Source organism: Microcoleus sp. F4-D5 (assembly GCF_036704885.1).
In the GTDB taxonomy this organism is placed as follows: Bacteria; Cyanobacteriota; Cyanobacteriia; order Cyanobacteriales; family Microcoleaceae; genus Microcoleus.
On sequence record NZ_JAUBSX010000013.1, the window covers coordinates 89195 to 102487 of the forward strand.

The following is a 13293-nucleotide window of genomic DNA, read 5'->3' on the forward strand; positions in this document are numbered from 1 at the left end:
ATCAGTTAAAAATGAGATTTGGGATGAAAATAACAAAATCAGATTTTGTCGATCGCCAAACGGGAAGGCACTTGCTGGATTCCCTGTATGAAAAGTTTGCAAAACCCCAACTGCACGATACTTTTAAACCCAATAACCCGTCTATTTACATTCGCCACGAGTCAGGGCAAGTTATTGATGGAAATTATATCATAAAACAAGTGTTTGAAGACTATCGAACTGGTTTTTATGCTGAAAGTCGCCTCCCCATTTCTGGCAATAACCCACCTGTTTTAGTGATTCGCGGATACGGTTCTTGGTATCCTTTCGAGCGCGTTTTGGAAGATACGCCAGATGTATTTATAGCAAAACTAGAACGCCAGTTAAAATCGGCGCAAACTGCGGGTGCTATTGATTGGATAAAGCAGCAATTTTACAGCGGAAATCCGCCGGATGTCATCGGAGAAAGTTTGGGCGGCAAAGTTGCTCAGCAAATAGCAGCAAAATACCCGGATTATATTAGATCCACTGTAGTTTTTAATTCTTTGGGCGTTTCGGAAAAGTTAGCTAAAACTTCCACCGCTAACAATGTTTTTCACTACTTTACTTTAGGCGAAAGGTATGCTTTCTGGGCAAATGAAGGCGATTACATACCGGGAACGATTTTTGTAATTTCCCCCAAAGGCAACAACTGTTGTTATAAAATCGAAGAGGCGATCGTCCGAATGGCGCGTTTTGAAGGCAAGTTTCTCAAAAGACGCGCGATTGTGGCAATATTGGCTCAGTTGCTTTTGCTAAACAGACACAATGCGATCGTCCTCAACAAACGGCGGCCGGTAGTCGTTGAGATCGATCGCACTCAATTGCAATTGTTCCGAAAAAAGCGCTTTGTTTAAACTCAGACAGAATTGCTTCAAGCTGCAGATGGCTGGTTTTCCCGCGCTGCGACTGCCAGAAACAGACAAAGTGCCCCTACCGCCTTTTCCCATTCTTGCTTTACAGATCCAGCAGCAGGCAAAGTTTCTTTGAGTAAAGCAGTATCGAGACTTCCCAATAATTGATTGAGTTCCGGTGAATCGAGCCAAGTGGTTAATGGAAGTGAAAGCAGGGCTTCTGAAGCGTCAGGGGATAAATTTAAAGACTGAGAAAATGTTTCTAGCGTCGGAAAATATTTGGTAGAGATGACACTTTCACGCTCCGACTAACGCACATCAATAAATATGAGCTACCTCATATTAACAGAAGTTACGCACAGAAGTTCTGCCGGGGTTTATGAGATTGTTGGTTTTCGATCGTTATGGTTGGTAAAATCCGCCACTACAGATATTTACGATTATTTAAGTTGCGGGTTCTAAACAAATTCTCCTTTAGCCACCATCACAACTTTTCTGCCTACCAACACTTCTATTTCACGATTGTTTCTCTGAGATTGCAACAGCAGCAGCGAAGGTCGATCGATTTCATAACCATGCTCAACTTTAACATCAACTTTTGATTTCCCAAAATATGAATACTCGACCAAATATCCAGCCAAACAGGCATTTGCACTCCCCGTCGCCGGATCTTTGGGAATTCCTAAAGAATCAGCAAAGACTCGCACGCTCAAATCATTAAATATCGCTGTAAGTCTCAGGATCAAATATTAAATTTTCCTTCAATTTTAACGAATGTGTTCACTTTAGTTATACCTGAGCAGATTTTTGTCAACCTTGGCAGTGATGGCATTATCTAAAACTCATAGATGATGTTTTTTGTCAATGTATGATGATGTTTTTTGTCAATGTATGATGATGTTTTTTGTCAATGTATTAAGTGCGAGCGCTCTTAACAAATATTAATATTGCTTTCTAAAATCTTTGTTTGTTTGGTTGTATTATGGCTGTCAATGATTTTGCGATCGCTAACATCATGAAAATTACTCAAAATCAATTTAGTTGCTTTCTGATAGGAGAAGAAACTTGACCCATTCAATCTGCTGAACTCGTTTTATAGCGAGGTCATCAGGTTTTTGGCGTGCTCTCTCGTCCTCTCTTCTGATGTAGCGCTAAGAGATTGGGCTAAGAGAAAGGTCATACCTGACATCCAGCCAACGGAAATCCGAACATTCTCTTTTCAAATTAATGCCTCGGCATCGCTAATGTTCCCGAAGCTTGTTGAAGAAAATAAGAATTAGGAAGATTGATTACTATGGCACGTGTTGACCAGCAAAGATCGATCTCTACGATCGACAATTCATCTAACGCCCTGTCTTCGCATGAGTACGATCGACTATTGACAAAATTGAATAATACTGAGGCTGAGTACGCGATCGATAAGTGTGTTCACGAGCTATTCGAGTTACAGGTGGAACGCGCTCCAGAATCCACCGCAGTGGTTTTCGGCAATCAGCGGTTGACCTACCTGCAGCTCAACGAGCAAGCTAATAAACTAGCGCGCTACTTGCGACAAATCGGTGTCAGCTTGGACATGCCAGTTGGACTATTCACCCATCGATCGGTTGAGATGGTGATTGGATTGCTAGGTATCCTCAAAGCTGGTGGGGCGTATGTACCATACGACCCTACATATCCGAAGGCTCGTCTTGCAACAATGTTTCAAGAAGTCCCGATCGGCATTCTGCTCACGCAAGAATCCCTTATAAATCACTTACCCGATCGTCAAGCAAAAATCGTTTGTTTGGACACAGATCGGGAACTGTTTACAAAAGGAGATCCAGAAAATCTCACGGGTGAAAATCCTACGCCCGAGAATCTTGCGTACGTCGTTTTTACGTCGGGTTCTACAGGTAAGCCAAAAGCGACTGCTGTATTTAATCGTGGCTGGAATAACCTATTAAATTGGTTTACCCAAGAATTTCAAATAAGTCCTCACGACAAGGTACTTATTATGAGTTCTTTCAGTTTCGACATTACACAAAGAAGTCTCATGATGCCGCTGGTAAGCGGGGGGGAACTCCATCTTTTGGCATCAGATTACTTTGACCAGACCCTGATTCTAGATACCATTAGCACATCACAGATTACTCTGCTTAACTGTGCCCCCAGTCCTTTCTATGCCTTGACCGAGACACAAGATCGCGAAACACTTAAGCAGTTAAGCTCATTGAGGAAAATTTTTCTAGGTGGTGAAGCCATCTCGGCGTCAAGACTCCAGAATAGTGTTTCTTGTGAATATTTCACAGCCGAGCTTGTGAATGTTTATGGAGTGTCAGAGTGTTCGGATGTATCGACCTTTTATCGGTTACACGATTTTGAGCGCTATGCCTTGTCTTCAGTTCCAATCGGCAAGCCTATATTCAACACGAAAGTGTATGTCGTTGACGATAACTTGACTCCTGTTCCGATTGGAGAAGTCGGTGAATTGTGTATAGCTGGAGATGGAGTAGGAAAGGGTTATCTTAATGACCAAGGGTTGACACAACGGAAGTTTATACCTAATCCGTTTAGTTCTAAGCCAAACGCGAAACTCTATAAAACTGGCGATCTCGTTCGTTATCGTTCAGACGGTAACTTAGAGTTCATCGGGCGTCTCGATCATCAGGTTAAGATTCGCGGTTTACGCATTGAACTTGGAGAAATTGAAACATCACTTCGGCAACACGCTGAGGTGCAGGAAGCGGTGGTGCTTGTCGAGGAGTCCTCGCCCGGAGACCAACGCTTGGTGGCCTATCTTGCGCTCAGTGAGTCACGAGCAGGCACAGAAACAGGGGACAATGAAATCCTAGACACGCTACGCCAACATTTGATTAGCAAAATTCCTCAATATATGGTACCGAACAAATTTGTCTTACTCAACGAGATGCCTTTGAATCCTAACGGGAAAGTCGATCGAACAGCACTACAGAACATGCCAACACCAACTGAAACAACGATTCCTCAAAAGCCGAGGACACCGCTCGCGATCGCAATTGGTGCCTTCTTTGCAGAAGCATTGCGTGTGGAAAAAGTCGATCTCGATAAAGACTTCTTTGAACTAGGAGGGCATTCTCTCCTAGCCGCCCAAGTTCTTCTTCAAATCAAGGAGGCTTTTGGCGTTCACTTTGACTTGTCTGCATTCTCATCAGCCGAAGGTACGACCGCAGCAAGCCTAGCTGAACGTGTGGTGGAAGCTCGCGGGCAATCATAGTGTCGTGGTGTAAAAGTGCTCTGCCGACGACGTTGCTTTATGAATGAACAGAACAAATCAAAAAAGGAGAAAGAGTGTGGTTAACAGTACAGAAGTAAAATCTTTTGGTCTCAGTCAGCAACAACGTGAGTTCTTCAAAGAAAATGGCTACATAGGGCCGTTTACGCTGTATGAACCGAACGAGATGAAAGACATCTGGAATAAAGTGCGCAGGCAGATCTTCGACCGAAGCCACGCCGTCTACGATGTTGACACGTTTTCTGGTCCTAACAATATTGCGAATTACGATCGCCATCTGGATGTACCGTTTTTGGGAGAGCATATTTGCCGACCCGAAATTGTTCACAAAGTTCGAGATATCTTAGAGCCCGATCTCCTGTGTTGGCGCTCCGAATTCTTCCCAAAATATGGAGGAGACGAAGGTACCGATTGGCATCAGGCTGATAATTTCGCTATGGCGTCAGGAAAAGAACAGCTCGTCTGGCCTCAAGGTGGAATGGGTGGAAGCATAACAGTTTGGACCGCATTCACAGAAGCTTCGGAACGGCTTGGATGCTTGAGATTTATCCCCGGGTCACACAAGGAAATGCATTACGATGAGCTCAAAGGCATGAGCTATGACGTAGATCGTGTTAACAAGGTCGAAAGGGGGGGCATCCAACGAGGTTTCTTTGGCTACGACTATGCGGAACTACAGATCGATGATTGGGTTCCTGATGAAGACAAAGCCGTCTCAATGGAAATGGAAGCTGGCCAGTTCATAGTATTCTGGTCGAAACTGGCTCATTCTTCTTGGCCAAACCGTGGCGATTTCAACGAAATGAGATTAGGTTTTGCCTCGCGCTATGTCCCGACGAGCGTAAAAATCTATCCTGATACGGAGTACCTGGAAGAGTTCGGTGCTTGTTTATCGCTAGAAGACTACGGTGCGGTCTTGGTGTGCGGTGAGGATAGGTATGGGCATAATCGCATCCGCAATCACAACACGCGCGGAATCCCATTTCCTCGAGCCTAGGAATCGACACAACCCGTTTGTTATAGCAGTCGCCAAGGCGATTAGGACAAATGTCCCAAAGCCAATTGTCAATCCCAGCTTGGGAAATGTCCTAACTGTTGTGGCGGTTGCTATACAAGTCTGTGGATAAGCTATCGACATGATAGACTTTTTACTCTGTAGCTTGGTGCTTTCGCACTAAGTTGCAGCTAACTTAGTGCAAAGTGCGGAGCTTGCTGTCAAATGTGGACGCCGGAAAGAGAAAGTCTCAATGAGAAGCTAGCTGAGCGCGGTCTTGAAACAGGCGAGTCAGTTTATGTTGACCGGATAATAGACAAGCCTTCCGATGTCATTTGGAACGCAATTTCTCGACCAGGGGAATTAACTCAATATCATCCGTATTGTCAGTCAAACGAGGCTTTCAAGTGGCCTGGTGTCGGATCGAGAGACGGTCTCACCTACTATAGCGGGATCTATTTTGAACGCGATTTCAAGACTTGGATGGAGGGTATCGGATACGATCTAGAAATCGGACCGCCGCCACGAAAGACTGCGTGGATTTCTTGGCGCATTAAGCCGTTCGAGCAATCTCGTAGCAAGTTATCCATTGAAGTCACTCCGTACTTGGAGTCGCATTTACTCGACGCCGTTAAATTGGAGTTTCAGCGGCAGTATTTCGGTAAATCGGTTGAAATATATCTTGATAGTTTTTTAAGAGGCGTTGACTATTTTGTCACTACCGGCCGTGCAGTGCAGGCGAAGCAGTTTGGTTCGCACCCAATCTACGCGCCTTGAGAGATGCCCCGAAAGGAAAGTAACAATCAAGTAGCACTCCAACAACGAGTTAAAAAAACGAGTTAAAAAATGGAGATATCATGGCTGAATCTCAATCACTCACCAAGGAAGAACTAATAAATTTTCTGCGACCTAATAAGCCGTTTGAACCGAAAATTGGAATAGAGATAGAACTTGGGGCTGTGAATCCTCAGTCGGGTAAGTCTGTGCCTTATTACGGGCCAAATGGTTCTCGCGCCATGCTTGAGGCGATATGGGCAGACGATGAATGGACACCAATTCTAGAAGGAGATGCCCTCCTCGGTATCAAACGTCATGACGGCGCAACGATCACACTCGAACATGGAGGGGCTCTCGAATATTCATCGATACCAATGGCGAGTGTCGGTGAACTTGTTCGAGTTACGCAACAAGATCTACTACGGTTTGCGCGACTGGTAGAAGAGAAGTGTGGGTCAAGTCTACTGGCATTCGGAAACACTCCATTTGATACACGTGCCGATTTTGCCTTGGTACCCAAAAAGCGAGCCCGCATTATGGAGGAGTATTGTACCGGCCTTGGAGAAGAAGGCTCGATGGCGTGGCGGCTCATGGTGCAAGCCCTATCAACTCAGGTGACTTACGACTTCGCTTCAGAAGAAGATATGAGCCGTAAGATGCGCGCACTCGTACCGGCAGCCCCTGTTTCGACAGCGTTGTTCGCCAACTCTCCGATTCAGGACGGTATAGTTGACGGTGTTTTATCGCATCGCTCCCAGGCTTGGTTGCAATACGACCCTCGCCGTTGCGGTACACTCCCAATGGCGCTGAAAGATTCGATGACCTTCGACGAGTACGTTGAGTGGCTTTTTGATGTTCCGATGATGTTTTCTGCCGAGGGTGGGCAATATGTACCCATGCACGGACGTACCTTTCGAGAATTGTGGGAGGGCGATCGCGACGATCTCCCTCATTCCATCCTTAGCATATGGAAGACTCATATATCTGCTATCTTTACTGACGTACGGCTTCGCAATACGATCGAACTGCGCTCAATAGATGGGCAGTCCTTCGCGGACATACCAGCAGTTCCTGCCTTCTGGACTGGCATCCTTTATCACCCCCCTTCGCTCGATGCCGTCTGGAACCTTTTTCGCCACAAGACATTAGAAGATGTGAATAAAGCACAGTCGGAGGTTTGCCAGACAGGACTTAAAGCCAGCTACGGAAACGATTCTGTCAGAGAACTTGCAGCCCAGATGTTGGAGTTCGCCCGTCAAGGTCTTCAGGCTCGGGTTGACATGGGGCTTGAAAACGCAGAGATCCTAGAATTCCTCAATCCTTTAGAAGAAATTGTCTCGACGGGCAATACGCGAGCAGAACAGGTGCTCCAGAGATGGAATACCGAATTCGATCGTTCGCCTGTGAAGTTCGTCGAGGCATACCGTGTGAAAGAGCAACCGTAAAAGCAGGAAGCTAGGTGACTGATGTTTTTCGATCGTGCGTGAATTCACGATGCAGCAATCACGTTCGGATACAATAATACATATTTCCTTACCCATGAATTAAAATGAGCCATCCAGGGATTACTTACTCCGATTACTATATTCCTGACCACTCGGTTTCTATCGAACAATTTATTATCGACTTGCCTGAGTCAGGAATGCCTCAAGGGGTTAATCGGAAACAGATTACCGAGATACTGTCCAACATCATGGGTTTTCAGTGCGTCTACATAGACGAGCGGAAAAATGAGCCGATGCACTTTCACAAATTACTAGAAAGGTACTTCTTGGAAAGCGGCTCGCGACCAGAGGAAATAGACCTTTTACTCTATACGGACGGAGATTCTGTTTCGATAGGAAATCCGTGGTCCGCGACTGATAGTGAATGCGTTAATATTCCCTATTTCGTAAAGCGTGAGTTCAAATTGGATAACGCATTACTATTCAATGTTGAAGTCGAGTGTGCTGCCACGTTAGTGGCCGTGCGGATAGCTCTTTCTATGTTTCGTGATGGCTCGATTCGCAAGGCTTTAATTCTATCGAGAAATTTCTTCCCTTACGACAGACGTTTGATGGGAGGGGCTACGGTAGTAAGTGATGGTGTTGGAATCATGGAACTCTCAAAGGAGGTAGGCGACTATGCGATCGTAGATTTTACAAGTATTGCGGACGGGAGCATTAGCCGAGTTTTCGAGTACAATACAAAATCACAATTACTGGTAGAAACAGGCGCAAAAGTTATCTCCTCCTTAACAGCAAGGAACTCGCTTAAACTTTCCGATATTAGTTTGATTATCCCGCAGAATACGACCCGAATTGGGTGGGAACGATACTGCAAGATTCTTGACTACCCAATGAATAGAGTTTTTCTGAGCAATGTTTTCGATGGCGGACACATGGGGGATGTTGATATCATCCGTAACTTAACGGATATTCATAGACAGGGGTTGCTTACTGCTGGTGATTTCGCAATTGCCTACGCTGTCGGGACAGGTACTACCTGGGCCGGACTACTGATTCAAAAACAAGGGTGAGGTATTTTTCATAGTAACTACAGTTGTTGTCTTATTTTTTGCTGCATTCCAATCTTTATTGCCATCGAATTGTTAGTATTTGGTACTCCCACCATGCTACCTGTAGTATTTCCCGATCGCCCAATTCGGCAACGGACAACTGATATTTTACATCGATCGCCAAAAAGCAGATTGATCGTGGGCTTAAATCTTCAAGGGATCTATACGGATGAGCGAGTTTAAACAACACTTTGGGAAAATGTCGCCACAACAGCGACTTTATACTCTGGAAACTCTGCCGGGGCATTTAGCGAAGAGTAGGCAATGAGAAAGGTTGCACCAGTTGTTAACTGATTTCGATATATTTTTCTCGTTACCAAGCAGAGCCTGGTAACGCAGATCCAGAGCAGCCGCCAATGCCCAATGCCCTAATTCCCTATTTCAAACAGCGAATTGCCTCCAACATTCCCCTGGCTTTATTGAGAGTTTCCTCATATTCCAGATCCGGGTTAGAATCGGCCACCAAACCAGCGCCTGCTTGCACAGAAACCGAATGTTTATCGCCTCCTTGAGAACGAACAACCATAGTCCGAATTGCGATCGCACTATTCAATTGCCCCTCAAAATCATAATACCCGTAAACCCCAGAATACGGCCCCCGGCGACAACCTTCCAACTCGTGCACAATCTCCATCGCCCGAATCTTCGGAGCACCGCTAACCGTACCCGCAGGAAAACCAGCTTTCAACAAATCCCAAGCTGTCTTATCCTCAGCCAATTCTCCCACCACATTGCTCACAATGTGCATGACGTGAGAATAACGCTCAATTTCCATTAATTCGTCAACTTTTACAGTACCGTTTCGGCACACTCTGCCTAAATCGTTCCTACCCAAATCAACTAACATGACGTGTTCCGCAATTTCCTTCGGATCTTGCAGCAATTCAGCCGCCAAAGCATCATCTTCTTGAGGAGTTTTACCCCGGCGGCGAGTGCCGGCAATCGGCCGCAAAGTTGCAATTTTTTTGCCGTCAGCAGTGTTTTCGGCCTTCACCATAATCTCGGGACTCGAACCGATAATCTGCCAATCTCCGAAATGAAAATAAGCCATGTACGGAGAAGGATTAATCAGACGCAAAGAGCGGTAAAGTGCAAAAGGATCGCCGTTGTATTCAGATTCCAAACGCTGGGAAATAACTACCTGAAAAATATCTCCCGCTTTGATATAATCCTTAGCCTTTAAAACATTGGCACAATACTTTTCACGGGTAATATTGCTAGTGTAAGCCAATTCTGTATTTCCGGCTGTGGAACGGGCATCTTGCTCGTGATTGGGAGGCGTCCATTCTATGAGAGTAGATTGCCGGGAAAGCGGCGATTGCAGCTTCTGAACTAGCTTGCCAACGCGATCGCACGCTTGCTGATAAGCCTGGGTCAAATCAACGCCAACCTCGCGCAAATCCGCATAGGCGACGGCCCAAATTTTCCGCTTCACCTGGTCGAAAATCAGCAAATTATCCACCTGCATCCACAACCCATCCGGCAAATCATTCTCGCTGGCTGGATGCACGGGAACTCGCGGTTCTATCCACTTAATTAACTCGTAACCCCAAAAACCGAATAGCCCGCCAATTCCCGGCGGTAACTGCGGCAATTTGACGGGTTTGTAAGACTGCAAACATTCAGTTAAAGCCGCAAACGGATCGCCCGTAAATACTTTTTCGGAACCGTCGCGGTAAACTTGAGTTGTACGATCGCCCCTTGCCTCCAAAATCCACAGCGGATCGCACCCTAAGAAACTATAACGCCCGAGTTTTTCCCCACCTTCGACCGACTCCAGCAGAAAACTGTAAGGTTGACCCGCACAAACCCGATACCACGCAGACACCGGCGTATCCAAATCAGCAACCCATTCTTGATACACGGGTACAAAATTGCCTTGTTTCGCCTGTTCCGAAAATTGTGAGAAATCGGGGAATATCATATATATCAGAAGGAAGAAGGAAGAGGGAAGAAGGAAGAGGGAAGAAGGAAGAGGGAAGAGGGAAAATGCAATCCTAGGATTTCAGCGATTAAAAGCGCCCTAACCGTCTTGGGTTCAATAAACAAAAGACGGCAACCAACATCCCTCCGGCGACTGATACTCGCCAACTGCCATCACCGCCATCGGCTTGAGGGCGCGCAGCCCCTCTTGCAAGCACCAGCGAAACAAATTTGCGTACCTCAGCGGCAAGTGAAAAGAAAGCAATTCTTCGGAACTGTACGCAGCAGCCCCCAAGAGCAAAGCCTGCATATCCGCTTCAGTTTCCGCGACGCTGTGGCTAAAAGCAGACACCGCACAAGTATAAGCCACAATCTGACCTTGCCGGCAGGCAACGAAGGGAGAAAAGTCATTTATGGCGTATTCAATCTCCGAAGTTCGATCGCACCCACAGAGTTTTTCGCACAAAGCCGCACATTCAGCAACATCCTCACTTGTCATCGGCCGCACCTCAAACCCATGCCGCGGCTGGCTGCGAAACTTCCCCTCCATTAATACGAAAGGTTCCTTCACCTCAAAACCCAAAGAAGCGTACAGCGACAGCGACGCCATATTAAAAGATTCATGAACCAAACGGATGCCCGCAGCATCCCGTCCGCCTTCGAGCAAAGCTTTCATGATTTCCCGTCCCGTGCCGCGGCCTTGAAAAGTTCGATCGACACTGACGGGCCCGATACCGCGAATCGGGTTGCGTTCGTCCATAAATCCGCAGCCGACAACGGCACCGGAACTCTCGGCTACTATGTCAAAAAACAACGGACTTTCGATCAGAAGCTCTATAATTTCAGTTGCAAACTCCAACGTCGGAAAATCTGTAGGGAATTGGTGGCGATCGGAAATATCTTTAAAAGCTTCATAAGTAATGCGAGCGCAAACATCGATATCAGAAGGCTGCGCTCGCCTGATTGCGACATTCATTTTTAATTTAACGATTAACTTTTAATAAGATTAGAAGTTTGCAGTAGTATTTGGGCGCTGCGGGCTTAGCCTCCCGCGCCCAAATACTACTGCAAAAACAAGTTTACAAGCTGAGCCTTACAGGGAATATTACCTATGTTTTGCTCAGCCATGCAGTCATGGTCTAAGGATCGTAAGTTTTCTTACCGGTGAACTTGACTTTAATCGGATTGGGATTGCTGCCAATATTGCGGTCAATCTTACCGTTGTAGGGACGACCTTCGTTCACCTTCTCAGGGAACACGCCATCCTTGGGATGCAGGTACTCAGTAGAACCGTCGGGAAAGACGCGGTAAATTTTGTAGTTCGTGATTTTGAATTTTGCCCGCAGTTGCTGGCCGCCCAAAGCAATGCACTGCTCCTTCCGGGGAAGATGCAGCAAGTTGTCGCCTTGACGCATAATCGCAGCGCCGCCACTCGGCATTTCAAACACCTGTTCCTTGGGGCTAGTCCAAGTGATCGCGTACTTCTCTTCAACTAGCGCCTTGGTCAGCAAGCCGCCGGTGCTGCCGCCGAAAAGAGGGGGTTGTCCAGTGAGTTCTTCTGCCATAAACATATCCAAAGGATTTTTACGGCATCGTATCATCATGACGCTACACGGCTGTCGAAATTGTTAGGAAAGTTAACAGTTTTTGCGCGATCGATCTTTTCTGATAATTGATAATTAGTAATTAATAATTGATAATTGGTAATTTACACCAAAGTTAGAAAACAGAATTAAGAAGCACGCATCGCGAAAAAAAAACAGCAAGGCTTCGGCTGCTTGTCACGCACCCGAAGCATCCCAAATTTCCCGATTCCCCCCAAACGCGATCGAACAATTTACCGAGTCAACCTTAAGTCAAGAACCGATTAGGGTCATAGCCGCGCGGAATTTGACTCAAAGCAGTCCAAGTTTCTCGATCGACAATCCCGTCGGCCTCAATCCCAAAGCTTTTTTGAAAGGCGCGAACAGCTTTCTCCGTCAAAGTAGAAAACTCGCCATCAACTTTACCGTTATAGTGCTGGGAAATCTTGAGAACTTCCTGAACAGTAGCGACTGCTTTTCCAGAACTGCCGAATCTAACTACCGGCATATTCACTGGAGATTCACTGTAAAGCGCCTGCCAAGTCAGCGGTCCGACAATGCCGTCAGGCGACAAGAAAACCCGAAACTGAAACAGTTTTACAGAAAATTCAACTCCTTTGTTGAAAATTCCTTTAGCAGGCTGTCGGTAAACGCGCAACTTCGTTAGCAGTTGTTCGAGTTCCAATACCGCTTTACCTTGAGAACCTAATTGCAGTTGCGGCTTGTTGGCGATAGCTTGGGTAGATTTCATCTGGCTTTTAGGTGACATAATCGATTTTCCTAACCTGTTGGTTTGAGTATTCTTATTGGAAAAAAGTTTTTCCGGGCGAAACATTTGCATCCTAAACTTTTCACGAATCAACACTGGCCGTGGCAGTGCATCAACAGATTCGATCGACTTTCACCATCTGAGGACTTGTGTACAGGAGACTTATACCATTTTAGATTTTAGATTTTAGATTTTAGATTCGGCATGACTGATTGCTATCGGGGTTTGCAGCTTACCTACAGTTGGATTCTTTGTTTAAACTGTATTAATTTTCGGCAGCCTCCCTAGCTATTCTGTCGCCAAACCGGGTTTAAGACGGCAAGCGCATCCTGAATCTGCTTCAATACTTTCGATCCTAAAGCTGAACACCGCGTAGCGACATCACCTTTAAGGCTTATCTCAAAGGGTGAAGGTTGAGGGTGAGACGGGGTGTGGCAGGGGAGGCGGGTTCTGCCGTAAAAACTTTTCTGTGCTATCGTGTATCGTCCGCTCGATTAACTCGATCGAGATTTGCGCGATCCGACGATCGGAAACCCGATTTTTTCAGTTTTTTATAACTAAAACAGGC

The 13293-nt window shown here is 46.1% G+C and carries 11 protein-coding genes; 6 read left to right on the forward strand and 5 right to left on the reverse strand.

Translation table 11 applies throughout. The features are described from left to right. The first annotated feature begins 23 nt into the window (after positions 1-23). Positions 24-875: an alpha/beta hydrolase gene (locus QUA80_RS09020; RefSeq protein ID WP_333423379.1), complete on the forward strand. Its 852-nt coding sequence runs from the start codon at positions 24-26 to the stop codon at positions 873-875. Between the two features lie 455 nt (positions 876-1330). Here the strand turns inward: QUA80_RS09020 and QUA80_RS09025 are convergent, their stop codons facing one another. Then, positions 1331-1618 carry a PhzF family phenazine biosynthesis protein gene (locus QUA80_RS09025; RefSeq protein ID WP_333423381.1) on the reverse strand — a complete coding sequence of 96 codons (288 nt, stop codon included), beginning with the start codon at positions 1616-1618 and terminating at the stop codon, positions 1331-1333. Between the two features lie 548 nt (positions 1619-2166). On the opposite strand from QUA80_RS09025, the gene QUA80_RS09030 reads away from it, so the two are divergent. The 5 genes from QUA80_RS09030 to QUA80_RS09050 all read left to right on the forward strand — a co-directional run bounded on the left by QUA80_RS09030 (position 2167) and on the right by QUA80_RS09050 (position 8411). Next, positions 2167-4104, forward strand: coding sequence for a non-ribosomal peptide synthetase (locus QUA80_RS09030; RefSeq protein ID WP_333423383.1), 1938 nt, complete (start codon positions 2167-2169; stop codon positions 4102-4104). 76 nt (positions 4105-4180) lie between these two features. Then, positions 4181-5119 carry a chlorinating enzyme gene (locus QUA80_RS09035; RefSeq protein WP_333423385.1) on the forward strand — a complete coding sequence of 313 codons (939 nt, stop codon included), beginning with the start codon at positions 4181-4183 and terminating at the stop codon, positions 5117-5119. A 222-nt stretch (positions 5120-5341) separates the two neighbouring features. Continuing rightward, complete coding sequence (locus QUA80_RS09040; protein WP_333423387.1) at positions 5342-5893, forward strand: hypothetical protein; 552 nt, start codon at positions 5342-5344, stop codon at positions 5891-5893. Positions 5894-5973: 80 nt separating this feature from the next. After that, complete coding sequence (locus QUA80_RS09045; RefSeq protein ID WP_333423388.1) at positions 5974-7338, forward strand: glutamate-cysteine ligase family protein; 1365 nt, start codon at positions 5974-5976, stop codon at positions 7336-7338. 104 nt (positions 7339-7442) lie between these two features. Continuing rightward, entirely contained in the window at positions 7443-8411 is a 969-nt protein-coding gene (locus tag QUA80_RS09050; protein ID WP_333423390.1) for a 3-oxoacyl-[acyl-carrier-protein] synthase III C-terminal domain-containing protein, read from the forward strand. Positions 8412-8826: 415 nt separating this feature from the next. On the opposite strand, the gene trpE is transcribed toward QUA80_RS09050, so the two are convergent. From trpE to QUA80_RS09070, 4 genes are all read right to left on the reverse strand, one after another. Then, positions 8827-10374, reverse strand: coding sequence for an anthranilate synthase component I (gene trpE, locus QUA80_RS09055; RefSeq protein ID WP_333423392.1), 1548 nt, complete (start codon positions 10372-10374; stop codon positions 8827-8829). A 114-nt stretch (positions 10375-10488) separates the two neighbouring features. Further along, positions 10489-11349, reverse strand: coding sequence for a GNAT family N-acetyltransferase (locus tag QUA80_RS09060; RefSeq protein WP_333423394.1), 861 nt, complete (start codon positions 11347-11349; stop codon positions 10489-10491). A 163-nt stretch (positions 11350-11512) separates the two neighbouring features. Next, positions 11513-11938, reverse strand: coding sequence for a photosystem I reaction center subunit II PsaD (locus tag QUA80_RS09065; protein ID WP_041622790.1), 426 nt, complete (start codon positions 11936-11938; stop codon positions 11513-11515). A 286-nt stretch (positions 11939-12224) separates the two neighbouring features. After that, positions 12225-12725, reverse strand: coding sequence for a peptidoglycan-binding protein (locus QUA80_RS09070; protein ID WP_333423396.1), 501 nt, complete (start codon positions 12723-12725; stop codon positions 12225-12227). Positions 12726-13293 lie beyond the last annotated feature (568 nt).